The 24,783-nt window shown below is 42.1% G+C and carries 22 protein-coding genes and 1 pseudogene; 2 read left to right on the top strand and 21 right to left on the bottom strand.

All coding sequences use genetic code 11. From position 1 onward, the window contains the following. Positions 1-72 precede the first annotated feature (72 nt). From ACW6QP_RS14045 to ACW6QP_RS14085, 9 genes and pseudogenes are all read right to left on the bottom strand, one after another. Positions 73-695, bottom strand: a pseudogene (locus tag ACW6QP_RS14045) (GNAT family N-acetyltransferase). A 351-nt stretch (positions 696-1,046) separates the two neighbouring features. Then, positions 1,047-2,321: a threonine ammonia-lyase gene (gene ilvA, locus ACW6QP_RS14050; protein ID WP_457911503.1), complete on the bottom strand. Its 1,275-nt coding sequence runs from the start codon at positions 2,319-2,321 to the stop codon at positions 1,047-1,049. Between the two features lies 1 nt (position 2,322). Further along, positions 2,323-3,798: a ketol-acid reductoisomerase gene (ilvC, locus tag ACW6QP_RS14055; RefSeq protein ID WP_457911504.1), complete on the bottom strand. Its 1,476-nt coding sequence runs from the start codon at positions 3,796-3,798 to the stop codon at positions 2,323-2,325. A 9-nt stretch (positions 3,799-3,807) separates the two neighbouring features. After that, entirely contained in the window at positions 3,808-4,338 is a 531-nt protein-coding gene (ilvN, locus tag ACW6QP_RS14060; RefSeq protein WP_457911505.1) for an acetolactate synthase small subunit, read from the bottom strand. Continuing rightward, positions 4,338-6,071: a biosynthetic-type acetolactate synthase large subunit gene (gene ilvB, locus ACW6QP_RS14065; RefSeq protein WP_457911506.1), complete on the bottom strand. Its 1,734-nt coding sequence runs from the start codon at positions 6,069-6,071 to the stop codon at positions 4,338-4,340. The genes ilvN and ilvB overlap by 1 nt, the downstream gene beginning before the upstream one ends. Positions 6,072-6,082: 11 nt before the next feature. Next, on the bottom strand, positions 6,083-7,756 hold the full coding sequence (gene ilvD, locus ACW6QP_RS14070; RefSeq protein WP_457911507.1) for a dihydroxy-acid dehydratase: 1,674 nt from the start codon (positions 7,754-7,756) through the stop codon (positions 6,083-6,085). Positions 7,757-8,170: 414 nt separating this feature from the next. Continuing rightward, positions 8,171-9,694 (bottom strand): bifunctional GNAT family N-acetyltransferase/carbon-nitrogen hydrolase family protein, encoded by a 1,524-nt coding sequence (locus ACW6QP_RS14075; RefSeq protein WP_457911508.1) that lies wholly within the window; start codon positions 9,692-9,694, stop codon positions 8,171-8,173. A 76-nt stretch (positions 9,695-9,770) separates the two neighbouring features. Further along, positions 9,771-10,400 carry a response regulator gene (locus ACW6QP_RS14080; RefSeq protein WP_457911509.1) on the bottom strand — a complete coding sequence of 210 codons (630 nt, stop codon included), beginning with the start codon at positions 10,398-10,400 and terminating at the stop codon, positions 9,771-9,773. Beyond that, positions 10,397-11,182: a sensor histidine kinase gene (locus tag ACW6QP_RS14085; RefSeq protein WP_457911510.1), complete on the bottom strand. Its 786-nt coding sequence runs from the start codon at positions 11,180-11,182 to the stop codon at positions 10,397-10,399. Before ACW6QP_RS14085 ends, ACW6QP_RS14080 begins: the two co-directional genes overlap by 4 nt. Before the next feature lie 687 nt (positions 11,183-11,869). Here ACW6QP_RS14085 and ACW6QP_RS14090 point away from each other — a divergent pair. Beyond that, a complete protein-coding gene (locus ACW6QP_RS14090; RefSeq protein ID WP_457911511.1) occupies positions 11,870-12,304 on the top strand; it encodes a transposase in 435 nt (144 codons plus the stop codon). Then, positions 12,301-13,170 carry an IS3 family transposase gene (locus ACW6QP_RS14095; RefSeq protein WP_457911524.1) on the top strand — a complete coding sequence of 290 codons (870 nt, stop codon included), beginning with the start codon at positions 12,301-12,303 and terminating at the stop codon, positions 13,168-13,170. Before ACW6QP_RS14090 ends, ACW6QP_RS14095 begins: the two co-directional genes overlap by 4 nt. Positions 13,171-13,282: 112 nt before the next feature. Here ACW6QP_RS14095 and ACW6QP_RS14100 read toward each other — a convergent pair whose 3' ends face one another. The 12 genes from ACW6QP_RS14100 to pfkA form a co-directional block, all read right to left on the bottom strand. After that, on the bottom strand, positions 13,283-13,669 hold the full coding sequence (locus tag ACW6QP_RS14100) for a hypothetical protein (protein WP_457911512.1): 387 nt from the start codon (positions 13,667-13,669) through the stop codon (positions 13,283-13,285). Positions 13,670-13,795: 126 nt separating this feature from the next. Beyond that, complete coding sequence (locus ACW6QP_RS14105; RefSeq protein WP_457911513.1) at positions 13,796-14,539, bottom strand: hypothetical protein; 744 nt, start codon at positions 14,537-14,539, stop codon at positions 13,796-13,798. 22 nt (positions 14,540-14,561) lie between these two features. After that, positions 14,562-14,945, bottom strand: coding sequence for a hypothetical protein (locus ACW6QP_RS14110; RefSeq protein WP_457911514.1), 384 nt, complete (start codon positions 14,943-14,945; stop codon positions 14,562-14,564). Positions 14,946-15,297: 352 nt separating this feature from the next. Next, the gene (locus ACW6QP_RS14115; protein ID WP_457911515.1) at positions 15,298-16,155 is read right to left on the bottom strand and encodes a 5-oxoprolinase subunit C family protein; all 858 of its coding nucleotides are present in this window, start codon (positions 16,153-16,155) and stop codon (positions 15,298-15,300) included. Continuing rightward, positions 16,148-16,879 (bottom strand): 5-oxoprolinase subunit PxpB, encoded by a 732-nt coding sequence (pxpB, locus tag ACW6QP_RS14120; protein WP_457911516.1) that lies wholly within the window; start codon positions 16,877-16,879, stop codon positions 16,148-16,150. The genes ACW6QP_RS14115 and pxpB overlap by 8 nt, the downstream gene beginning before the upstream one ends. Next, the gene (pxpA, locus tag ACW6QP_RS14125; protein WP_457911517.1) at positions 16,879-17,616 is read right to left on the bottom strand and encodes a 5-oxoprolinase subunit PxpA; all 738 of its coding nucleotides are present in this window, start codon (positions 17,614-17,616) and stop codon (positions 16,879-16,881) included. Before pxpA ends, pxpB begins: the two co-directional genes overlap by 1 nt. Before the next feature lie 9 nt (positions 17,617-17,625). Next, complete coding sequence (locus tag ACW6QP_RS14130; RefSeq protein ID WP_457911518.1) at positions 17,626-18,846, bottom strand: Nramp family divalent metal transporter; 1,221 nt, start codon at positions 18,844-18,846, stop codon at positions 17,626-17,628. Continuing rightward, positions 18,843-20,000 carry a DUF2891 domain-containing protein gene (locus ACW6QP_RS14135; protein ID WP_457911519.1) on the bottom strand — a complete coding sequence of 386 codons (1,158 nt, stop codon included), beginning with the start codon at positions 19,998-20,000 and terminating at the stop codon, positions 18,843-18,845. Before ACW6QP_RS14135 ends, ACW6QP_RS14130 begins: the two co-directional genes overlap by 4 nt. Positions 20,001-20,076: 76 nt before the next feature. Beyond that, entirely contained in the window at positions 20,077-21,615 is a 1,539-nt protein-coding gene (locus ACW6QP_RS14140; protein WP_457911520.1) for a YifB family Mg chelatase-like AAA ATPase, read from the bottom strand. A 54-nt stretch (positions 21,616-21,669) separates the two neighbouring features. Beyond that, entirely contained in the window at positions 21,670-22,527 is an 858-nt protein-coding gene (locus tag ACW6QP_RS14145) for an N-acetylglucosamine kinase (protein ID WP_457911521.1), read from the bottom strand. Positions 22,528-22,623: 96 nt separating this feature from the next. Then, the gene (gap, locus tag ACW6QP_RS14150; protein ID WP_457911522.1) at positions 22,624-23,622 is read right to left on the bottom strand and encodes a type I glyceraldehyde-3-phosphate dehydrogenase; all 999 of its coding nucleotides are present in this window, start codon (positions 23,620-23,622) and stop codon (positions 22,624-22,626) included. 21 nt (positions 23,623-23,643) lie between these two features. Beyond that, positions 23,644-24,630 carry a 6-phosphofructokinase gene (gene pfkA / locus ACW6QP_RS14155; RefSeq protein ID WP_457911523.1) on the bottom strand — a complete coding sequence of 329 codons (987 nt, stop codon included), beginning with the start codon at positions 24,628-24,630 and terminating at the stop codon, positions 23,644-23,646. Positions 24,631-24,783 lie beyond the last annotated feature (153 nt).

Raw genomic sequence — 24,783 nt, forward strand, 5'->3', positions numbered from 1 at the left:
TTTCTGATGTGGTTTTTGGCCACGAATTCACTATTGTTTTTTCTCCTCCCCGAAAGGGAGGCCGGGAGGGGTCTATTTTTCCTTTTTATAAAATAAGGTCTGCTTAATGCTCTTCAACCTTTTAAAAGCTTTATCGTTCAAAGTCTCTTTTTTCTGTTATTTTTTCGTCTCTTTCTTTCGGGATCATACATCATTCCTGTACACAAACACATTTTTCGCTCGGTTCTGGTAAGAATATCGTAATTCTTACAGGTTTGACAACCTTTCCAGAAGGCTTCATCATCGGTAAGTTCAGAAAAAGTCACAGGTTGATAACCCAGCTCGTAATTGATCTTCATCACAGCCAGCCCGGTGGTGATTCCGAAGATCTTTGCCTGCGGATATTTCTTTCTGGAATGCGCAAAGATTACCTCCTTGATCTCTTTCGCCAGGCCCTGATTCCTGTAATCGGGATGCACGATAAGCCCTGAATTAGCCACATACCTGTCGTGGCTCCAGGTCTCGATATAACAGAAACCGGCGAATTTTTCACCATCAAGGGCGATTACCGCATTGCCTTTTTCCATCTTGTTAATGATGTATTCTGGCGTTCTTCGGGCGATCCCGGTACCCCGAACCTTTGCCGACTCTTCAATAGTGTCGCAAATGATCCCGGCATACTGGGAATGAGAAGTATTAGCAATGATTATTTTCACTGACTAAAGTTTTAAAGATGAAATGAATTTTTAATTTTTCGCTGAAGGGGGAACCGGACTCACCTAAGTTCCAATAAATTACATACGCCCGGGGCGGCGACGTGTAAAGCGGGGGTTCCTGGTTGGAACTAAAACATAAGCCGGCTTTTCAGAAAAATTTCTGAAGAGAACTGAAGCTAATATGTTAAAAAGGTTTTTCAAAATGTGATAATCAAATAATATTAAAAAAAGGTCAGAACGGGTTAATCGCCTAGCAGCGGCGGATGCGGCGCAAGCGAATAACGGGGAATATTATTTGTGTCGTTTTTATCACGTTGTAAATGTAATGCAATTTTTTAACCAACAAAAAAATCACACCAAAAATTGAAATAAATTTGGTTTGTCATTCAAATATTCCCCGAAAAAATTCTTCGCTTTCATCCTGGCAACCAGCGGCTCAAAATCGGCCGGGTCGTTTAATTCTATGCCTACCACCGCCGGGCCGTTCTCCCGGTGATGTTTTTTTGAATACTCAAAATGAGTGATATCATCGTTTGGACCTAGCACTTTAGCCACAAATTCCTTTAAAGCTCCTGCCCGCTGCGGGAAACTAATCACAAAATAATGTTTCAGGCCTGCGTACAACAAGGCTCTTTCTTTGATCTCGGCGGTTCGGGTGATGTCGTTGTTGCTTCCGCTCACGATGCACACCACGTTTTTTCCTTTGATCTCTTCAGAAAAATAATCCAGAGCCGAAATAGCCATCGCTCCGGCAGGCTCTACTACTATGGCATCCTGGTTATAAAGATCCAGAATGGTTTGGCATATTTTTCCTTCAGGAATGGTGATCATTTTATCCAGATTTTCTTTGCAGATCGCAAAATTCCGGCTACCTACTTTTTGAACCGCCGCGCCATCTACAAATCTTTCTATGTCGCCCAGTTCCACCACTTTCCCTTTTTCCAAAGAAGAGGTCATTGAAGGAGCGCCTTCGGGTTCTACCCCTATAATTTTGGTTTTTGGCGATAATTCTTTAAACATTGAAGACAGCCCGGCTAGAAGTCCGCCACCGCCAAGAGGTGCAAACACGTAATCTATTGGATCATTGGCTTGCTCCAGGATTTCCAGGCCAATAGTCGCCTGGCCTTCAATAACTTTTTCATCGTCAAAAGGATGAATAAAAACCAAACCAAATTTCTCGCGGTGTTTCATCGCATTTTTAAAGGCATCATCAAAGGTATCGCCTTTTAAAACAACCTCAACCCACTCGCCACCGAACATTTTGGTTTGTTCTACCTTTTGGCGCGGTGTGGTTCCCGGCATATAAATCACGCCCTTTACCTGCAGTTTATTGCAGGCAAAGGCAACACCTTGTGCGTGATTTCCGGCGCTGGCACAAATTACTCCCCTGTCCAGTTGTTCCTGCGATAGACTGGAGATTTTGTTATAAGCCCCCCGAATTTTATAGGATCTTACCTGTTGCAAATCTTCCCGCTTCAGCAAAATATTTGCTCCATAGCGGTTGCTATAAGTGAAAGAAGGCCCCAGCGGAGTTTTCACCACCACTTTCGAAATGCGTTCAGCAGCCTCTTTTACCGCTTCCAGAGAGGGTTTGTATATTTTTGTTTCTGCCAGCAAAGTGCTCATTTTATTCGTGTATTTTCTTCATTGCGGTCATCGCCTTTCTTAAGGTAGCGCCTACCTTTTCAACAGGATGTTGTCTTATTGCATCGTTCACTGCAATTAATTCCTGGTTATCAACTCCTGTATATTCAGTCCCGAAGGAATGACCAATTACCTCTTTAGGTAAGGAATTCACATAATCCTTGATCAAAGGCTTAGCCGCGTGGTCGAACAGGTAACAACCGTATTCTGCAGTGTCTGAAATAATCCTGTTCATCTCGTACAATTTCTTTCTCGCGATAGTATTAGCGATAAGCGGCGCCTCGTGCAGCGACTCATAATAAGCCGATTCTTCGATAATTCCGGCTTCCACCATAGTTTCAAAGGCCAGCTCCACACCCGATTTTACAAAAGCAGTGAGCAATATTCCTTTGTCGAAATACTCCTGTTCTTTGATCTCTTCGGAAGTTGCTTCGGTTTTCTCAAAAGCGGTCTGACCGGTTTCTTCGCGCCAGATTAGCAGTTCCTTATCGTCGTTGGCCCAGTCTTTCATCATTCTACTGCTGAAAGCTCCCGAAATAATATCATCCATATGCTTTTGAAAAAGTGGACGCATTTTGACTTTTAATTCTTCAGCAATTTCATTGGCTCTTAATTTCGCCGGATTCGAAAGCCGATCCATCATATTGGTAATACCACCGTGTTTTAAGGCTTCAGTAATGGTTTCCCATCCATATTGAATGAGTTTTGCGGCATATTCAGGCTCGACTCCATCGGCCACCATTTTGTCGAAACTCAGAATAGACCCGGTTTGCAATACCCCACAAAGTATGGTTTGCTCGCCCATTAGATCAGATTTTACTTCAGCAACAAAAGAAGATTCCAAAACTCCGGCACGGTCACCACCGGTGGCAACAGCATAAGCCTTCGCCCATTCAAATCCGATCCCCTGAGGATCGTTTTCAGGATGAACGGCGATCAATGTTGGGACACCAAAACCTCTTTTGTATTCTTCGCGAACCTCACTTCCGGGGCATTTTGGCGCCACCATAATCACGGTAATATCTTCACGGATTTTCATTCCTTCTTCCACAATATTGAAACCGTGGGAATAGGAAAGCACCGCATCTTTTTTGATATGTGGCTGAATGGCATTTATTACCGAAGTATGTTGCTTATCGGGCGTAAGATTAATTACAAGATCGGCCGTTGGGATCAACTCATCGTAAGTGCCAACTTTAAATCCGTTTTCTGAAGCATTTTTATAAGATTGCCGCTTTTCTTTAATCGCTCCTTCCCGAAGCGCATAAGAAATGTCAAGACCGCTGTCGCGCATATTCAGGCCCTGGTTAAGGCCCTGGGCTCCACAGCCAACAATCACTATTTTTTTATTTTTTAAGGCAGCTACACCATCGCTAAATTCGTCGCTTTGCATAAAACGACAGGTCCCTAACTGGGCCAGTTGCTCTCTCAATGGCAGGCTGTTAAAATAATTGGTCATCACTTTTATTTAATTGGTTGTATCAAATTGTTTTAAAATGTTCGAAATCGGCATTTCGTTTTTGGTCACCGCAATGGTTCCCGATCTTACGAATTGCATCAAGCCGTAAGGTTTAAGTTTTTCGTAAAGGCTATCGGTCTCACTGCGTTTGCCGGTCTTTTCGATTACGAAAAATTTGGGGGTTACCGTCACGATGCGCGCGTTGGTTTCCTTGATAAAATCCTGAATGCTCATATCTTCCACAAATTCTTCCGAATTCACCTTATAAAGCGCAGTCTCCTGGTAGATCATTTCTTCATCGGTATGATAAAAAGCCTTGATCACTTCAATTTGTTTTTCGATTTGTTTTACCACCTTTTGCACCTGTTCTTCGGTTACCTCTACTACGATGATAAATCGCATCACGCCTTCCACTTCGCTTTTAGACACGGTCACACTTTCTATGTTGATGTGTCTTTTTAGGAAGATGGCCGCAATTCGGCTCAAAAGCCCCACGTTGTTTTCGGTATAAATCGAAACCGTATAATTTTTCTTTTCCATTATTCCAATAATATTTCTGAAACTGCCGCCCCGGTTGGTACCATCGGGAACACGTTTTCTTCCTGTTCAACTTTTACTTCAAGGAAATAAGCTTCTTTAGACTGCATCATTTCCTTCACCGCATCGGCTAATTGAGCTCTTTCGGTCACCTGATTGGTTTTAATATGATATCCCTTTGCAATGGTCACGAAATCGGGGTTTACCATTTCGGTAGAAGCATAGCGTTTGTCAAAGAAAAGTTGCTGCCACTGGCGCACCATTCCGAGAAAACCATTGTTTAGAATCACGATTTTCACCGGGGTTTGGGTTTGAAAAATTGTTCCCAGTTCCTGTATGGTCATCTGGTATCCACCATCGCCGATTACCGCTACTACCTCGCGATTTGGCGCACCCATTTTTGCTCCTATCGCTGCGGGTAATGCAAAGCCCATAGTTCCCAATCCGCCGGAAGTCACCTTGCTACGGGTTTGGTTGAATTTTGAGTAGCGGCAGGCCACCATCTGGTGCTGCCCTACATCTGAAACGATCACCGCATCGCCTTTGGAGCAGGTATTGATCTCGTCGATCACCTCGGCCATTCCAATTTTGCCGCGTTCGGCATTCAGGTCGTTTTTGATGATTTTTTCATATTCAATTTTATACAGGTCCTTAAATTCCTGATGCCAGGCCTGGTGATTATTTTGCTCTACCAAATCAAGCAATAAAGCCAGGGTTTCCTTTACATTTCCCAGCACGGGGATATCGGCTTTTACATTTTTATCGATTTCGGCAGGGTCTATTTCAAAGTGAATAACCTTCGCCTGTTTGGCATATTTCTCCAGATTTCCGGTTACCCGGTCGTCGAAGCGCATCCCAATGGCAAGCAGCACATCGCACTCATTGGTGAGCATATTCGGCGCGTAATTGCCGTGCATTCCTACCATCCCAACATTAAGCGGATGATCGGTAGGTAGAGCAGAAAGACCAAGAATAGTCCAGGCGGCAGGGATACCGGTTTTTTCCACCAATTGCTTCAGCAGATTTTCGGCACCTCCAAGGATCACACCCTGGCCAAAAACAATAAATGGTTTTTTAGCTGAATTGATCGCTTCCGCAGCCTTTTCCAACTGAAGCAAATTCACTTCAGGAACCGGCTTATAGCTTCGAATTCCCGAGCATTTTTTATAGCTGAATTCCAGGCTTGCAAACTGGGCATCTTTGGTGATATCGATCAACACCGGCCCGGGACGACCAGACCTGGCGATATAAAATGCACGGGCGATGATTTCGGGGATTTCTTCAGCCCTGGTAACCTGGTAATTCCATTTGGTAATTGGAGTTGAAATTCCAACAATATCGGTTTCCTGGAAGGCATCGCTTCCCAGCAAATGAGAACCCACCTGCCCGGTGATGCATACCATAGGGGTAGAATCTATCATCGCATCGGCAATGCCGGTGACCAGGTTAGTCGCTCCAGGGCCTGAGGTAGCCATTGCCACTCCAACCTTTCCCGTCACCCTGGCAAAACCCTGTGCCGCGTGCGTAGCGCCCTGTTCGTGGCGCGTGAGGACGTGGTGAATCTTATCCTGGTACTTGTACAATTCGTCATAAACAGGCATAATCGCTCCTCCCGGATACCCGTAAATGGTTTCCACTCCTTCTTCCAGCAAACACTTTATTACGGCCTCAGCTCCAGAAACCGTTGTGGTGGCAGGGGTGGCAAGCTTTTCGAAACTAGCTGTCTTTACTTCCATAATTCACCTTATTAAAATTCGTCGGTTACGCAGCCCTGTGAGGCCGAGGCAACCGTTCTTGCATATTTGTAAAGCACGCCTTTGCTGAATTTTAGCGCAGGGGCTTTCCAGTTTTTCTTTCTTTCTTGTATTTCTTCTTCGGAAAGGGCTACCTCTATCCTGTTGGTTTCGGCGTTGATGGTGATCTGGTCCCCATCTTTCAATAATGCCAACAAACCACCTTCCTGGGCTTCGGGAGTTATGTGACCTACCACAAAACCGTGGGTGCCGCCGGAAAATCTTCCATCGGTGATCAAAGCCACGTCTTTCCCCAGTTTCGCACCCATAATAGCCGATGTAGGTTTCAGCATCTCGGGCATTCCCGGGCCGCCTTTGGGACCCTCATAGCGAATCACCACTACATCTCCTTTTTTCACTTTCCCTTCCGAAATCCCATCATTCGCGGCATATTCTGAATCAAAAACCTTAGCAGTTCCTGTAAAATGCAATCCTTCTTTCCCGGTGATCTTGGCCACCGAACCCTCTTCTGCCAGGTTTCCGTAGAGAACACGAATATGCCCGGTCTTCTTGATAGGATTTTTCAAATCCCGAATCACATCCTGCCCCGCTTCCAGGTCGGGTACTCCAGCAAGGTTTTCGGCTAAAGTTTTTCCGGTTACAGTAAGGCAGTCGCCGTGTAGCATATCGTTTTGCAGCATATATTTTAATACTGCCGGGATTCCTCCAATTCGGTGAACATCTTCCATCGCGTATTTTCCGCTGGGTTTGAGATCGGCCAGAAACGGCGTGCTGTCGCAGATTCTTTGAAATTCATTCAGACTGAAATCCACCTCAGCAGCTTTAGCGATCGCCAGAAAATGCAGCACCGCATTGGTAGAACCGCCAAGAACAGTTAGCAATCTAACCGCGTTTTCCAGTGATTTTTTAGTTACTATATCCCTTGGTTTGATATCTTTTTCCAGCAATAAACGCATCGCCTTTCCGGCTTCGATACTTTCGGTTTTTTTCTCCTCTCCGGTTGCAGGATTTGAAGAATTATAAGGCAAAGACATTCCCAGGGCCTCAATAGCCGAAGCCATAGTATTCGCGGTGTACATCCCACCGCAGGCACCCGCACCTGGACAGGCTTTTTCAATGATGCTTTCGTATTCCTCCTTATCGATATCGCCGGCGGTCTTTGCACCCCAGGCTTCAAATGCCGAAACCACATCGAGTTTCTTCCCATTATGACAGCCGGAAGAGATGGTCCCCCCATAGACCAAAACCGCCGGACGATTAATGCGTAGCATTGCCATTAGCGCGCCGGGCATATTTTTATCGCAGCCAACAACCGTAACCATCCCGTCGTAAGACATCGCGTGCACCACGGTTTCCATAGAATCGGCTATGATATCCCGGGAAGGAAGAGAATATCTCATCCCCGGGGTTCCCATCGAAAGCCCGTCGCTTACGCCTATGGTATTGAAGATCAGTCCAACAAGATTGGCCTCTGTACACCCTTTTTTTACCAGTTTTGCCAGATCGTTTAGGTGCATATTGCAGGGATTGCCTTCATAACCGGTACTGGCGATCCCCACAAAAGGTTTTTTAAAATCTTCCTTGGTTAAACCTATGGCGTGCAACATCGCCTGAGAAGCGGGTTGCGAATCGCTTTGTGTTAAAATTTTGCTGAATTTATTAGGCATTGCTTTTTTCTTCTTTCACTTAGGAAAGATTAAAAGTAGCCTGATATGTTTTGGTAAGACTTGCTTGTATAAGAGCTTACTTACTGCCAAATAGAAAAATAAGCCTTTAATTATTTGAATTTCAGCATCTTAAAGTCTTTTTAATTACGATAGCTGAAAATCCAGTCCAGCAAGAAAGAATTTCGGGCCAGAAATATTCGAAAAAATTGGTAAAAAGCGACTTTCTGAGGATTTTGTATTTAATTGAGGTTCGGTTAGAGAATTTGGATTTTAAAGGTGAATTTTTAGGGAATCCACAATTTAAATGGCTTTTGAATTCACCACAATAGATTGCTTCGGCCTGCGGCCTGGCAATGACGTCCCAAACTGCAACTCACAACTGAGAACAGAGAACCGAGAACAGAGAACTGATCACTACTTTTTCTTCTTCAACGAATACAAATCCTTCCTGCGGTCTTTCATATTTCGAACGCTACCAAAATTATGGAGCTCTTTAAGCAGATCCAGGTCGATGTCTACCAATAGGGTGCTTTCGGTATTGGGCGTGGCTTCGGCTTTAATCCCGTTCACTGGAAAAGCAAAATCTGAGGGAGTTAATACCGCGCTCTGTGCGTATTGAATATCCATATTATTCACCTTGGGCAAATTCCCCACCGAGCCGGCGATAGCCACATAACATTCGTTTTCTACGGCCCTGGCCTGGGCGCAAATTTTAACGCGGGAATACCCGTTTTGGGTATCGGTCATAAAGGGAACGAAGAGAATATTCATTCCTTCCTCGGCCAGGATTCGGCCTAATTCAGGAAATTCTACGTCGTAGCAGATAAGCACGCCAACTTTACCACAGTCGGTATCGAAAGTTTCCAGTTTTGAACCGCCTTTCATTCCCCAGGCCGATTCTTCAGCCGGGGTGATGTGCAGTTTTTCGTAGCGCTCATAAGTTCCGTCGCGACGACAAAGGAAGCCCACGTTGTACATATGCTCGCCTATAACCATAGGCATACTTCCTGTGACGATATTGATATTGTAGTTTACCGCGAACTCACGAAAAGTCTCCAAAAGGCGATCGGTGTAAGTCGAAAGTCCGCGGATGGCTTCAGGTTCATTCAAATGATTGAACTCGGCCATCAAAGGCGCATTGAAGAGCTCAGGAAAAAGAATAAAGTCACTCTGGTAATCGCTCACCGCATCTACAAAGAATTCTATCTGAGAAACCAGTGCATCATAATCCCTGAAAAGCCTCATCTGCCATTGTACCAGGCCAAGTCTCACCACGGTTTTGGGCGTGTCCAGCAATTTGGTAGATTTGGTGTAATAGATATTATTCCACTCCATCAACACCGCAAATTCCTTGCTTTCAGCATCTCCGGGCAAATAGCCCTTAATTACTTTTCGCACGTGAAAATCGTTCGACAGCTGGAAGGACAAAACAGGATCGTGAATTTCCTGCAATTTCACCTTTTCAATATATTTCTTGGGAGTGAGTTCTTTGGCGTATTTGGCATAATTCGGAATTCTTCCGCCAAAAGCGATCGATTTTAAATTGAGCTGTTCGCAAAGTTCCTTTCGGGCTTCGTAAAGCCTTCGACCCAGTCGCATCCCGCGATATTCGGGGTGGATAAAAACATCAATTCCGTAGAGGATATCTCCGTTTTTGGTGTGGGTAGAAAAATTCTCCCCGCCAATGATTTCCTCGTAGGTATGATTTTCATCAAATTTTTTAGAATCTATAATGATCGCCAGGGCACAACCTGCAATTTTATTGTCGATTTCGATACAAAACTGACCTTCAGGAAATTTGTTTACCAGATTCCGAATTTCGTCTTTGCTCCAATATTCATCGGGCATTTTCTGGTAAGACTTGATCATTGAAACCTTAAGTTCCTGATAATCTTTTAACCTTAAATTTCTTAGTTCAATTTTGGAAGTTTCGCTCACAGGATTGCTTTTTTAGACAATGCGAAGATACAGCAGGAATGGCTGCTTTAAAAGTTAAGAAGTTGCAAAATTAGATTTAAAGCAAGTAGATCTTGTGCTTAATAGCGTATAACACCAGACCAATACGGCTGCGCACGTTTAATTTATGGAACAAAGACTCCCGATATCCATCTATGGTTTTAGGACTTAGATTCATTTTATGAGCCACTTCCTTATAGGTCATTTCGGTACAGGCCAGGCTTAGAAATTCCAGTTCCCGGGGAGTGAGATTCTCAGCATTGGAATCTTCGTGATGTTTGATGGCGTCTGAAACTTCTTCGGTATAATAAAATCCTTCTTCCATGACTTCATTCAGGGCAAACTGAAATTCTTCAGGCTCAATATCCTTCAGCAAATAACCGCGGCATCCCAGTTTAACCATTCTAAAAATGGTGTCCTCATCGTCTTCCATAGTGAGGGCCAAAACTTTTTGATCTGGATGATTGGTTTTGAGCCAGGCCATCGTTTCGGGCCCATCCATTTGTGGCATTCTAATATCGAGTAGAACAAGATCGGGTTTTGGTTGCCCGGCTTCAAAGTGATTTACCAGTTCCCGCCCGTTTTTAAATAGGCCCGAAACCTCAAAATCGTTGTAAGACTCTACCAGATTCTTAAGCGATGTTGCAAATAAATTGTGATCATCTACAATAGCGATCGAATTGCTCATAATTTTTGCCCCTTTGTTGGATAGGTTAAAGATAAAGAAGTTCCCTTACCTATAGAAGAATTAAGGGAAAAGTTCGTGTTTACCAGTAAAGCCCGACTTTCCATATTGAACAGCCCCGAATTTTTATCTACGCTTTCGGGATTAAAACCCTTCCCATCATCAGAGGCTTTGATGAGGATAGCTTCTGAAGAAAAATCGATGTTTACCTCTAGGTGGGAAGCCTGGGCGTGCTTGATCACATTAGAGAAAAATTCCTGAAGTATCCTGAATAAAATAATGCTGTGTTGCTGCGGAATTTCCTGTTTTTCCCCTGTCACTTTTAAATTGGTTTCAATAACGCCCATTCGTTGAAACCTTGACAGTTCATTTTCTACCGAAACCACCAAACCGGCATAACCAATTACCTGGTTGTTAAGTGACTTTGAAAGCGAGCGAACTTCCTGAAGCGAATTGGCCACGGTTTCCTGGATTTCTGAAGCTGAAGATTTTGCTTCTTTAGGTAAAGTTTTTGAGAAAATATTCAACTGCATTTTGGCTACCGAAAGGAGCTGGCCAATGTTATCGTGTAGCTCCCAACCCACATTCTTTAGAGTTTGCTCCTGCATTTCTAAACGCGATTTAGAAATTTCCCGCTCAAAGCGCTGTTTAGCCTCAAATTGCTCCTGAAGCATTTTATTCTTGCGTCTTTGGTAAACCACAAAAAAAACGATTACAAAGGCCGTTAGCAGCAAGATGACTACTATAAAATAAACAATAAGTAAGAGTTCTTCTTTAGAAAGCATTTTTTAAATTCTTAGAAGGTGATTTTTTCTTATTGGCGAGGCTTAAAAAAGCAATGCTATAGAAACTATACATAAAAATATTCAAACCAATTAAAACAGATCTACTTAGTTTAATAAATTCCGGACTCTGAGAAGTATAATATTTATAATAAATCAAAATAGGTGTAGTAGTTAAAAAAAACAGAAGTGCAGGAATGGAAATATAAAAACTGATCTCTCTTTTGATGTTTAGAATTTTAGAACTCAGTAAAATTTCAAAATAATAATAGAAAATCACTCCTAACAGCAAAAAATTTCCTAAGATGTAGGTCACTACAGAATGACTTTTAAAAAATACATCTGAAAAAATCAGATTAATAACACAGATAATAGTGTAAAAGATCAAGCTCGATTTAACCACATGTCTTATTTTTCTATTTGATATATTCCAGGTGAAATATAGAATATAAACTACGAAACTAATAATAAGGTAAGGATTATAAAGCCAGAAATTATTGTAAAGAAAAGTTTCTTTTAGAAAATGTAGAGGCTCATTCCAGTAAATTATTTTGGGAATTGAAGCTAGTGCTTCCACAATGAAAGTAAATAATAAGAAATAGGAAAAAAAACCGACCGCTTTATCAGTCGGCTTTTTTTGAATATAATATTGTCCCGTCCTGAAATAGCGATACACAAACCAGTAGTGTAATGAAAAGTTCAGCAAAGACTGGGTATGTAAAGCGTACCCAAAAAGATTATTCTATTTCTTTTAAACTTCAAGTGGTCCAGGAAATTGAGTCCGGGGCGCTTGGAAGAACTGAAGCCTGTCATAAATATGGCATACAAGCTAAATCTACAGTGAGGGAATGGCTTAGGAAATATGGTAACTTTGATTGGGAAAACCAATCGAAAATAACCGTGGCAAAAACACCTGAACAGAAAATACTTGAACTAGAAGCAAAAGTCAAGCTGCTAGAAAAGCAGAAGGCCAGGGCTGAGCATCTTGCTGAGCGCGCTGATAAGAAGGTAATTATCTTCGATATGCTTGTGGATATGGCCGAAAAGGAATATGATATCCAAATCAGAAAAAATTACGGACCCGAGTTATCAAATGCTACCAAGAAGCCCAAAAAGAGACGATAACCTCTTCCTGTGAATTACTCGGGGTAAATAGACAGGTATATTACAGAGCTATAAAATCCAAAAAACATAGACAGCTGATAGCCAAACAGGTTATTGCCCTAGTACGCTCTATAAGGAACCTGATGCCCAGACTGGGCACCAGAAAACTATACCATATGCTCAGGGCTGAACTCAGCAAAATCAATGTTGGAAGGGATAAATTATTTAGGATACTAAAGGCCAATAAGATGCTTATTGTTCCTAAAAAAAGTTACCAAATAACAACGGACTCCCATCATAGGTTCAGAAAGCATAAAAATATAATAAGCCAAATGGAATTTGAGCGGCCGGAACAAGTGTGGGTAAGCGATTTAACCTATATAGGCGACAGGAAAAACCCATCCTATCTCGCCTTGGTTACCGATGCTTACTCCAAAAAAATAATGGGGTATGATGTCTCGAGCAGTTTAGAGGTAAATGGTTCAGTACGGGCTCTTGAAATGGCCTTAAAAAAAAGAAGTTATAAGGATCAACCTTTGGTACACCATTCAGACAGAGGCTTGCAGTATTGCTCTAATGAATATCAGGGAATCTTAAGTGATAATACTATAAGCACAAGTATGACAGAAAAATACGACCCATATGAAAACGCTATTGCTGAACGGGTAAACGGGATATTGAAACAAGAATTTTCAATAGCTGCTTATACTACAGACCTGGCAACAAAAAAGTTAATGGTCAGAGATGCTATCAATCTCTACAACTCGTTAAGGCCTCATTTATCTAACCATATGTTGACACCAAATAAAATGCACAAGCAAAGCACCTTGAAAAGAAAACAGTATAAATCAAAAAAGCTGAACAATGCTCCCATTGTTCAGCTTTAATTAATAAATTTAATCCTTTAATAATCTGTATCGGTTATTTAGGACTAGACATATAATCCGGAAATGGCCGCAAAACCTACCAGAAGAATTACTAGAAATGTAAGACTTTGCATTAATAATTTCTTGGAGGATCACCACCTTGGATTATATTCATTGGCTCAATTTCATAATTATTAGGGTCAGAATCTTCCCCGGCAGTTTCAGTATCTCCCTGAGCTTGTTTCGTAGGAGCCAGGAACATAGTGGCATAGCCTTTTTTTCCATTAGTTGTAGGATAAGCCCCTAAATAAAACCGAATTCCCGGTTTTTCTACCCCTTGCTCCTTAGATTTCTCGCGAACATAATCCAGGTATTCCTGTAATTCGTCCAGGCTATACCAGAATTCTCGGGTATCTTTATATCCCTGGCCCCGTTCAATATCTTTCCCTCGGGTTTTAACCCATTCGTCCTGTTCTTTACGCGCCTCTTCAACGCTAATGCATTTGGCTGGTTTTTTCATAAAAGTTGATTTTGGTTGGCTTCCTTAAAATTTTGTTAAGATAAATCTATATAAAGTTTTTAAATAAAACAATTCTATAAATTGACGAAAACTAAGATTGATTATCTCTTAATCCAGACTTTCAGATTAGACTTTCTTTAAACCCTGCCTTTCTGTTTTATTCAAAAACACTATTATAAATCCAATGATATATATTCCGTAGAGAAAAATGTTGGCATACCTCAACACATTAGCAAAAAGATTAATAAAATCAGGATTTGCTTCCAAAAAGTAAGCGGAGTAAATATTTATAGGCTGAACAACCAAATAGTAAATAAATATCCCCGTGAAAACGTAGAAAAAAAGGTTATTTTTAAAATATAATATCTTATCACTGGTAAACAAGTCATAAAAATATAGTCCTACACTTAGCGATACCCAAATGGCTCCAACCAGTATAATGGGTACATTATAAGCCTGAAAAATATCACTACCCAAAATGATTAAAACCGCAGAATATATAAGGTATAAAGCAGCGCCACGCCTAATAAAAATTTTAAATTTAGGATTTAGTATTTCAGACTGAATAAAATAGGAATAGCACAGGATAAAATAGATTTGGGCTAAATTAAAATACCAGGTATTTCTTTGGAATGGAGAATCTTTTAAGAAAGGAACGGTTTGATAATTATCGAAATAAGCCCAAAGTGAATAACCTCCTAAAAAATCAATTATGAAAATCGACCAAAGAAAGTATACAAATAATCTTTTATTCTTAGCGACTTTGGAATGCATCAATAAGAATAAACTGCCGGTAAAAGCAGCTAAAAATTCCATTAAGAAGGTTACATAGATTTTCTTTTCTATATAGAAATCAAACAGCTCGTTCAAAAAAATTAGATTTTAGATAAAATTATTCCCCATACACACCGGGAGGCCATAAACCACTACCGGTATTATAAGGTTCGATTTCAGGATTTTCTTCAAAATCATTTTCATCGTTTTCAACTTCTTCTGACTTTTCTTTAGTTGCTGAAAGGAACACAGTACTTAGGCCGGGTTTTCCATTCTCAGGAGCATAAGATCCCATCCAAATACAAATTCCGGGATCCTGGATGCCTTCAGATTTTTCTTTTACGTATTGAAGATATTCCTCCAATTCGGCTACACTGAATTTTACTGCACATACATCTTTATGCTTTTCCGAAGTCTCTATAGCTTTTCCTCTGGTTTTCCACCATCTAAGTTGCAGATCTTTAGCTGCTTCCCTGGTAATACATTTGGCTGGTTTTTTCATAAAGTTGATTTTGTTGGTTTCCTTAAAATTTTGTTAAGCTAAATGTAGATAAAAAATAGAAATATTTAAAATCAACGGAATATGGCAAGTAACTTAAGCAGTATAAAATAAAAAAGTGCCGTTGCGGTATATCGAAAAACCAACTACCCTACCAATTAGTTTTTCACCTTAACGACACTCTTTTGCCCCAAAACACTTTAGCTAACTAAAATGACTGATACAAATGTAACCTAAGCTATTCCTGCATACAAGGGGAAAAATCCCCTTTTTAACATATCTTGCTGATTTCGCTTCTCGACTGCGACAGCTTCTCGACTCCGACAGCTTCTCGACTCCGCTCGAAGTGAAAGTTTTAGAAATACTGAATTCGAAAAACAATCTCATCTCCCGTTTTTTTCTGTGCCAGGCAATTGATGGCATCTTCACCCAGCTGAAGCACTCTGGGATAACCACCTGTGGTTTGACAATCGCGCATTAGGATTATAAGATTTCCTCCCGGGGTGAGCTGTATGGTCCCTGGCAATACCGGCCCGGTGATTATAGGTTGCAGTTCATTTTCCAGTTTTTGTTCCAGCTGCACCGCCATCCGGTTGTTGTTTTTACTTATGCTGAATGTGCTTTCCTGCAACTTATGCTTTAATTGCTTTGGAAGTAATTCAAACTCAGGCCCCGGATAAACTTCCAGGTATTTGGATTCGAGATAGGACGTATCGAATTTTATTGAAGTATGGGTCTCGGTTACTTCATCACTAACCTCCCTGAATCTTATTTGCTGCCCCTTTTCCAGTATTTGGTATTCTGTAATGCCATCATACCAACTGCTGCTTTCCAAAACCTTTTCGGTTTGAAAGCCACCGGCTATAGCGAGATAAGCCCTGGAACCCGAAACAGGCCTGCCAAAACTCAACACATCCCCGGCTTCAACTTTTATAACCTCATTATTCTCTATAGTCGAATTATTGAGGTTAGGGCTTAGATATGCTCCGCTAATGGCGATTTTGGCAGGTGCCGAAAATTTAAGTTTAGGCCCCATTTGTGTAATCTCCAAAACCGCGGCATCGGCCTTATTTCGCAAAATTAGATTTGCGGTTTTATGCGCCTTTCTATCCATCGCTCCCGAAAACGGAACCCCGTATTTCTGAAATCCCCGTCTTCCAAAATCCTGGAGGGTGGAAAATAATCCCGGGTGCAAAACCTCAATTTCAGCCATTGTACTTTTCTTTTTTCAATTCAAATTTTCCTGAAGAAATGGCTTCAGAAATTTCAAAAAATTCATCTTTGGTAACAGCATAAAATTTCACCTTATCGCCGGGTGAAATTTCACAGGGTTGATTTGAATTTTTATCAAAAAAATTCACCGGACAATTGCCTAAAATTTGCCAGCCGCCAGGACTGGATTTCGGGTAAATTCCGGTCTGGTTTTCACCTATTCCAACAGCTCCTTTTTCGATCTTTAAACGGGGCTCATTTTTACGTGAAATTTGAAGCTTTTTATCCAGGCCTCCCAGGTATAAAAATCCGGGTAAAAAACCTATAAAATAAACCGTGTAAAGAGGGGCGCTATGCAGGTCTATAATTTGTTTTTTTGTAAGCTTTTTTTCTTCTGAAATATACTCCAGGTCCCAACCAAATTCTTCATCATAACACACCGGAAGATGAAAAATTTGCCGGTTAGATAATTTTGTTATCTTAGCCTCTCTTAAGAGCTCTTTTAAGGCTGAAATCTCTCCATAGACATCTTCTATAGCAAACATATAACTAATTAATAACGAGTTATATGTATTTATCACCTCAACATTTACTTCAGCATAAAAATCTTCAAGCTCATTTTTATAAAAAAGCAACTTTTCGAGCAGGTTTTCCTCGATTACCGGTTCGAATTGAACCAGAATTGCCCGCTCTCCCATCGCAGATATTTTTGGAAATTCAGCCATTAAGTGTTCCTGATTTTAATATTTTTTTCGGCCAGTTTTTCGTGAAGATATTTCAAAATTTCAACCGAATTTGGAGTGTCACTATGCAGGCAAAAAGTGCTTGCCTTACAATTTATTTCCACCCCATTTTCACAGCAAATTTTTCCTTCAAAAAACATCGAAAAAAGATGCTCAAAAACGGCCTCCTTTTCGGTGATTAAAGCATTGGGTTTGGAGCGCGATACCAGGCTGTAATTTTCGTTATAATTTCTGTCTGCAAAGGCTTCAAAAATCAGCGGGATTTTTCCCTGAGCCATTTCAGAAATCACCGAATTCTCTGGTACAAAAAGCGGCAGAATTTCATCAAATTCCAACACTGAATCAATCACAATTTTTGCGACTTTTTCATCTTTTGCGGCATCGTTATAAAGAGCCCCGTGTGGTTTTATATGACTTAGTTTTGCGCCTTCGGCTTCCGCGATTTGCTTAAGGCTTAAAATCTGAGCGACCAGCGAAAGCTGTAAATCTTCCGCAGAAATCTCCGGGGATTTTCTTCCGAAGTTTTCCTTATCGGGATAGGAAGGATGGGCTCCAATTTCTGTATTATTTTCTATCGCAAGAGCCACACTGTGGTGCATAGTTTCCAGGGTACCGGCGTGGCCCCCACAGGCAATATTACAGGCCGAAATAAGCGGCATAAGTACCTCATCGTACTCACCACCCTCACCCAGGTCACAATTTATATGTATTTCTTTCATAATTTAAGATTAAATGCTCGCTATGACGCTTAGAATGGCTTTTACTCCTAAAAAGATGGACAAAGCGATCACCAGAAGTCCCAGTATATTCTGCCATTTGCTATTACGACGCGAACCCAGGACTGAAGCCCGATTTACTACCCAAAATAAGAAAATCGCGATGACGGGCAATAGAATTCCGTTGGCAATTTGCGCGAAGCGAATAATTTCTATGGGGTTTATTTGCAGAGAGGAGAAGAAAACACCTAAGATTAAGACTAATGCCCAAACCAGTTTAAACTTTTTAGACTTCATCCCTTTCTGCCAGCCCAGAGAGCCCTGTACCACATAGGCAGCGGCCAAAGGTGCGGTGATAGAAGAGGTAATGCCGGCGGCTAATAATCCCAGCGCCATAAACCAGGTGGCGAATTTTCCAAAAAGCGGCTGCAGGCTTGCGGCCATATCGGCTGCGGAATTTACATCGCTAATCCCGGCCGATGCAGCCGAAATGAGTATAGCCATAGAAACCGAGCCACCCAGAAATATCGAGACGACCAATTCTTTTCGGGCCACAGGAAGAAAAGAGGCATTTTTCCATTTTTCACTAACCAAAGAGGCGTGTAGAAAAAGGTTATAGGGTACCACGGTTGTGCCCACGATAGCCATTACTGTTAATAAGCCGGCTGCATTGGTGGTGGGAATAAAACCTTTTAAAATTTCAGTTAAATCGGGTTTGGTGAGAACGGCGGTAAGAACAAAGCTAATGCTCATAAGCAGTACCAGCCCTATGAATACTTTTTCAAGGGTTTTATAGCTTCCGGAGAAAAGCAAAAGGAAAGCGATGAATCCAATAAGTAAACTCCAGAGATTAAGTTGAAAATCCCCGAATTGCAAGCTCTGATTTCCGAAGATGGCCTCGGCTCCCAAAACAGCTCCTGTGATATTACCTGCTTCATAGGCAGCATTGCCAATCACTATTGCCGAAAATATCAAAGCAATAGCCAAAACCTTTGAAACCGGTCTTTGAATTTCTTCACGAATTACCTCACTCAGGCCTTTTTGGGAAACCACTCCCAACCGGGCCGCCATTTCCTGTAGAATAATACACGAAAATACAGAGATTAAAAGTGCCCAAAGCAGGCTATAACCGAATTCAACCCCGGCCAGGGTACACACCGTTACCGTTCCCGGGCCGATGAATGCCGCAGAAACCAGGATTCCCGGCCCAAGATTTTTTAAAAAGTTTCTCACCTGCCCTTTCGGGTTTCATTAAGAGCATAAATGGCAAAGCTGCCTAACCAGTGCCCTCCTTCGTAGTTGTCTCCTACCAGGTTAGGAAAAGAATAGGATAAATGTTGATTGGCAATTGGCTTTAAATGCCCGAAATAATCGGGGTATTGGTTGGCGAGCCCGAGTAAAACCCAGGCGCGGCTAAAATTAAGCCCGTCGAGATGCACGAGTTTTCCGTCACTTCTATCGGAAACTTCTCCTACTTGAAGTTCGAAACTATCCTTACGAAGTTGTGGCATAAAATCGTCTACCCACATAAAAAATGCATTTCTGGGAAGCACTCTTCGCATGATATCGACTTCTTCGAGACAGGGCGACAAAAAGTCAAATCCGCCCGGTTCCCAGGTTATGGGGCAATCGTCATCGCTTAAATAAAAATCCCTGGCTCGTTTAGAAATGAGTTTTTGAAATTCAGAATTTTCTGCGGCTTTAGCGTAATCCCAGGCGAAAGCCAGCCCAAAGGCGGTATTGTCGTGCTCGCCAACTCTTATGGGGTAATTCAACTTTGGTAAAAATTCTATATACAGGCTAACGATAAGTTCGGTTAGAGGTTGCAGGTTTTCTTCGAGATCCCTGGCTAGCGGGTCATCCCAGGTTTTAAGTTCTTCGGCAAGTTTAAGCAACCAGGCCCAGCCATAAGTACGCTCATAGGCGTAAGATTGTTCACGTTTAAAATAGGCTACCTCGCCTTCAATATTTTCTGCGGAAAGTGATTCCTGTAAGGCCTGCCTGATCTCTTCACGCTTTTCCAACTTCGGAAACTGCTTCAGCAAACTCACCAACGACCAATGCGCGTGTACAGCCGAATGCCAGTCGAAACAACCATAAAAGGCAGGATGCAGCTCGCTGGGCTCCCCCATTGCTTCAGCATTTTCAAGGGTTTGTCCCAGTTTATTAGGGTATTCTACCTTAAGACAGGAGAGCGGAAGTTCAGCCAGGCGATTGGCCTCTTCGAGATCAAGATCCACGGGCTCGGCCTGGCTAAGGCCATTGCTGAAAATGTCAATATTTATAGAATCAGATTTTTCTGCAGCAGAGCCATTGGCATCTTCAGCTCGATCTCCTTTACAGCTCAAGAAGAAAACTGCAATTAACAGGATAATGTAATTTTTCATTGGTAATTCGGGTTGTGATAGGGTAAAGATAAAAGATTAGTGTTAAACCCTTTAGAAATTTAGAATCATTTAATAATCAACCCAACCAGCCGTCGCGATCCAGGCTTCGGTATTGTATGGCCTCACTTATATGCGCGCCTTTTATTTTTTCTGAAGCTTCTAAATCGGCGATGGTTCTTGAGACTTTTAAAATCCGGTCATAGGCCCGGGCTGAAAGGTTCAGTTTTTCCATCGCAGTTTTCAGCAATTGTTTGGAAGCCTCGTCTAAATCGCAAAATTCGCGAATTTGTTTTACGCTCATTTGAGCGTTGTAATGAATCTTCTCATTATCTGAAAATCGCTCACTCTGAATTTCCCTTGCCGCAATTACCCGATTTCTAATTTCAAGGCTGGATTCCCCATTTCTTTCTTCACTCAATTTTTCGAAAGGCACCGGCGTTACTTCTATATGAATATCGATGCGGTCTAATAAAGGACCGCTAATTTTGCTCAGATAACGCTGCATTTCGGCCGGGCTTGAAGTAACCGGGGCATCGGGATCATTAAAATATCCGCTGGGGCTGGGATTCATACTGGCTACCAGCATAAAACTGGAAGGATAGGTGACGGTAAATTTTGCGCGTGAAATAGTTACCTCGCGATCTTCCAGGGGCTGGCGCATCACTTCTAAAACGCCGCGTTTAAACTCGGGCAATTCATCCAGAAATAAAACTCCGTTATGGGAAAGGGAAATTTCACCCGGCTGCGGGTAGGCCCCGCCGCCAACCAAAGCAACATCTGAAATCGTATGATGAGGGCTTCTAAAGGGCCGCCGGGTCATTAACCCTACCTGGTCTTTAATTCTACCGGCTACGCTATGAATTTTTGTGGTTTCCAGGGCTTCGTGTAAAGTCATAGGAGGCAAGATTCCCGGCAAACGTTTAGCCAACATCGTTTTTCCTGCACCGGGTGGGCCAATTAAAATTATGTTGTGACCACCGGCTGCAGCGATCTCCATACACCGCTTAATCGATTCCTGGCCTTTTACATCAGCAAAGTCGTGATCGGAGTCGTCATAATGAGTGTAAAATTCTTCGCGGGTATTCACAATACAACGCTCAGGCTGAATTCCCTTATGAAAGAAATCTACTACTTCTTTAATGTTTTCTACTCCGTAAACTTCAAGATCTTTTACAATTGCCGCCTCTTTAGCGTTTTGTTTGGGAAGTATAAAACCTTTAAAGCCCTCTTCACGGGCCTTTATAGCAATGGGAAGTGCACCTCTTATAGGTTGCAGGCCACCATCAAGCGAGAGTTCTCCCATAATGATATAATCCTGAAGTCCTGCCGCTTTCATCTGGCCGGTAGCCGCCATTATGCCTAATGCAAAACTAAGATCATAAGCCGAACCTTCCTTGCGAAGATCGGCAGGGGCCATATTTACTATGATCTTTTTACCTGGGAAGTTGTAGCCCGAATTTTGCAGGGCCGCGGCGATGCGGTAACTGCTTTCACGTACCGCATTATCGGGCAGGCCTACCAAATGGTAGCCAATACCGGTGGCCACATTCACCTCTATAGTGATCGTGGTGGCTTCTACGCCAAATACCGCGCTACCATATACTTTTACCAACATTTAAGAAGTAGTTTTTCTTAAATGTAGCAAATAAGATTTTTAAAAATTTGAAAATCAGTTGTTCAGCACGTTTTCTCGATAATAGTCAATAAGGGCATCGATAGGCCTTCTAACTATATTACCAATTTCAATTCCGTAGGGCTGAGCAACGGCACGAATAATATCTTCGCTAAAGTAGGCTATGCTACCTATAAAGTGCACCGGTACATTTTGAGCCTGTTTGTAACATAATACCCTGGAATGTATAAAATCGGTCAAACCTTCGTGCACGAGTTTATAGAAATACCCGTTACGCTCGTTGGTGAAAATGAATTCAGCAAAATTGGCGAGGTAAGTATTGGGATTTTCTTTGCGGTAAAGATTTTTCTTGATCTCATCGCTTTCCAGGTCATACTTCTGCCCAAAAATCTCGGCCAGTTCCGGAGGCATTCTTTTGTAATAATAATCTCTTATAAGGCGTTTTCCGAAGTAATTTCCGCTGGCTTCATCCATTAAGATATATCCCAGGGAATGTACTGCCTGGTGAATATTTTCACCATCATAAAAACAGGAGTTGGAACCAGTACCTAAGATACAAACGATTCCTGGCTCGGTAGTGGCAGCGTAAACTGCAGCTACCATATCTTCTTTTACGATTACCTCGTCTACATTGGTAAAAAAGTTAGCGAGTATGCCTTGCAAAAGTTTATTGGGAGTAGGAGTTCCGCAACCGGCACCATAAAAATGCACTCGCTTCACCTTATCCTTTACTTCCTGAAGATCTGAATTTTCTTCTATGCGTTGTTCGAGAATGAGCTCGGGAAAAACTGCAGGATTCAATCCCTTAGTACGGGTTTTTAACAACTGTTCTCCCTGATCGCTAAGAAGAATCCAGTCACATTTAGTCGAGCCACCGTCCGCTATTAATATCATTGAATAAGAATATGGTTAGTATAAAGCCTGAAGAAATCAGGGAGTTAAGTCCAAAACGATTCCAGATTTCTTCAGGCTCTAAATTAAGGCTTTTTTTTAAAGTGAATTAACGTGTGCAGCCAATTCTACCAATTTAGCAGAATAACCATATTCGTTATCATACCAGGCCACCAATTTGAAGAAATTGTCGTTAAGAGCAATTCCTGCTTCGGCATCAAAATTACAGGTATGCGCATCGGAAACATAGTCTTGAGAAACCACCATTTCTTCAGTGTAAGAAATGATTCCTTTGTATTTTCCTTCTGAAGCTTTCTTGAAAGCGGCTTTTACCTCATCGTAAGAAACAGACTTCTCGGTACGCACGGTAAGATCTACTGCAGATACATCGGCAGTTGGTACTCTAAAGGCCATCCCGGTAAGTTTGCCATTTAATTTTGGAATTACTTTTCCTACAGCTACTGCAGCTCCGGTTGAAGCAGGGATAATGTTAAGAAGCGCACTTCTTCCACCTCTAAAATCTTTGGCAGAAGGACCGTCTACAGTCAACTGGGTTGCAGTAGTAGCGTGTACAGTTGTCATTAAACCTTCTACGATTCCAAACTCATCATCAATTACTTTAGCCAAAGGAGCTAAACAGTTGGTAGTACAGGATGCATTAGAAACAATAGTATCTTCCGGTTTTACCTGGTCGTGGTTTACTCCCATCACAAACATTGGAGCGGTTTTAGAAGGAGCCGAGATCACTACTTTCCTGGCGCCGGCATCAAGGTGAGCCTGGGCCGAATCTTTTTCCTTAAAAATTCCGGTACAGTCAAGTACCACGTCTACATTTACGTCTCCCCACTTAAGGTCGGCCGGATTCTTCTCGGCGGTTACTCTAATGGTATTCCCGTTTACTACAAGATTTCCATCCTTAACCTCTACCTCTCCTTTGAATTTTCCGTGTACAGAATCGTATTTTAGCAAATACGCCAGGTGATCTACCTCAAGCAGGTCATTGATCGCCACTACTTCCACATCTTTACTTTCAGCCGCAATTCTAAAGGCGATTCGCCCAATTCGGCCAAAACCGTTAATTCCAATCTTTGTACTCATAATTTAAATTTTTAATTGTTGTTACACTGAAGTGATGTTTGCCACCCTTCTTAATTCGTTATCAAAAGGCCTTTCGTCTTTGATAGCACTTTCCAGGGGCACGTGCACCACTTTCTGGTGATGAACCCCAACCATAATATTCGACTTCCCGTCGGTTAACGCCTCTACGGCACCAACGCCAAGCTTACTGGCCAGTACACGGTCAAAACAACTGGGAGAGCCTCCCCGCTGAATATGCCCCAGTACCGACACCCGAATATCGTACTCCTCGTGGGTTTGAGATATAAATTCGGCAAGCTGGAAGATATTTTTTCCACTTTTTTCACCTTCAGCCACCACGATAATGCTGGAGGTTTTACCCGACTTTTTACTTTTTTCAAGAGAATCCATCATTCGCTGAACTCCCTCGCCTTCTTCCGGAAGCAGAATCTCCTCGGCACCGGCACCAATCCCGCTGTTTAGCGCGATATCTCCTGCATCACGACCCATAACCTCGATTAAAAAAAGACGGTTATGAGAACTTGCCGTATCGCGAATTTTATCGATAGCTTCTACTACAGTATTCAGAGCTGTGTCGTACCCGAGGGTATAATCGGTACCGCTAATGTCATTATCTATAGTTGCGGGAATACCCACTACCGGAAAATCAAATTCCTGATTAAAAAGTAGCCCCCCGGTAAAGGTACCATCACCTCCAATTACCACCAGAGCATCTACCCCGGCTTTGGTAAGATTATCGTGGGCTTTTTTGCGGCCCTCGGGAGTTTTGAACTCCAGGGAACGGCTGGATTTTAAAAAAGTCCCTCCTTTATTGATGATATTTCGAACCGACCGGGCATCGAGCTTTTCGAAGTCTGCTTCGATTAGGCCCTGGTAGCCCCGGTAAATTCCGGTACAATTTATATGATAATAAGAACAAGCTCTAACAACGGCGCGAATCGCGGCGTTCATTCCGGGGGCATCGCCACCCGAGGTTAGTACTGCAATGTTGGTAATTTTTTTTGCCATCAGGCCAAATCTAATTTTATTAAACAATATAACCTAATTTACAGAAAATCTCAATCGTTTTCGGTTAATAACTAACGAGGCTGTCTGAAAAGGCAGTCTCTTTTTTATTGGAAATAATTCAGGATAGTATTATTTTCATGGTATGAAAGCTAA

Source organism: Salegentibacter haimaensis, from assembly GCF_054121495.1.

Excerpts from the sequence above, each read along its gene's own strand:
- ACW6QP_RS14090 (WP_457911511.1), top strand. The coding sequence starts at position 11,870 with ATGAAAAGTTCAGCAAAGACTGGGTATGTAAAGCGTACCCAAAAAGAT.
- ACW6QP_RS14115 (WP_457911515.1), bottom strand. The coding sequence starts at position 16,155 with ATGGCTGAAATTGAGGTTTTGCACCCGGGATTATTTTCCACCCTCCAG.
- ilvC (WP_457911504.1), bottom strand. The coding sequence starts at position 3,798 with ATGACCAATTATTTTAACAGCCTGCCATTGAGAGAGCAACTGGCCCAG.
- ACW6QP_RS14100 (WP_457911512.1), bottom strand. The coding sequence starts at position 13,669 with ATGAAAAAACCAGCCAAATGCATTAGCGTTGAAGAGGCGCGTAAAGAA.
- ilvB (WP_457911506.1), bottom strand. The coding sequence starts at position 6,071 with ATGGAAGTAAAGACAGCTAGTTTCGAAAAGCTTGCCACCCCTGCCACC.
- ACW6QP_RS14080 (WP_457911509.1), bottom strand. The coding sequence starts at position 10,400 with ATGAGCAATTCGATCGCTATTGTAGATGATCACAATTTATTTGCAACA.
- ACW6QP_RS14085 (WP_457911510.1), bottom strand. The coding sequence starts at position 11,182 with ATGCTTTCTAAAGAAGAACTCTTACTTATTGTTTATTTTATAGTAGTC.
- pxpA (WP_457911517.1), bottom strand. The coding sequence starts at position 17,616 with ATGAAAGAAATACATATAAATTGTGACCTGGGTGAGGGTGGTGAGTAC.
- ilvA (WP_457911503.1), bottom strand. The coding sequence starts at position 2,321 with ATGAGCACTTTGCTGGCAGAAACAAAAATATACAAACCCTCTCTGGAA.
- ilvD (WP_457911507.1), bottom strand. The coding sequence starts at position 7,756 with ATGCCTAATAAATTCAGCAAAATTTTAACACAAAGCGATTCGCAACCC.
- pxpB (WP_457911516.1), bottom strand. The coding sequence starts at position 16,879 with ATGGCTGAATTTCCAAAAATATCTGCGATGGGAGAGCGGGCAATTCTG.
- ACW6QP_RS14140 (WP_457911520.1), bottom strand. The coding sequence starts at position 21,615 with ATGTTGGTAAAAGTATATGGTAGCGCGGTATTTGGCGTAGAAGCCACC.
- gap (WP_457911522.1), bottom strand. The coding sequence starts at position 23,622 with ATGAGTACAAAGATTGGAATTAACGGTTTTGGCCGAATTGGGCGAATC.
- ACW6QP_RS14135 (WP_457911519.1), bottom strand. The coding sequence starts at position 20,000 with ATGAAAAATTACATTATCCTGTTAATTGCAGTTTTCTTCTTGAGCTGT.
- ACW6QP_RS14145 (WP_457911521.1), bottom strand. The coding sequence starts at position 22,527 with ATGATATTAATAGCGGACGGTGGCTCGACTAAATGTGACTGGATTCTT.
- ilvN (WP_457911505.1), bottom strand. The coding sequence starts at position 4,338 with ATGGAAAAGAAAAATTATACGGTTTCGATTTATACCGAAAACAACGTG.
- pfkA (WP_457911523.1), bottom strand. The coding sequence starts at position 24,630 with ATGGCAAAAAAAATTACCAACATTGCAGTACTAACCTCGGGTGGCGAT.
- ACW6QP_RS14110 (WP_457911514.1), bottom strand. The coding sequence starts at position 14,945 with ATGAAAAAACCAGCCAAATGTATTACCAGGGAAGCAGCTAAAGATCTG.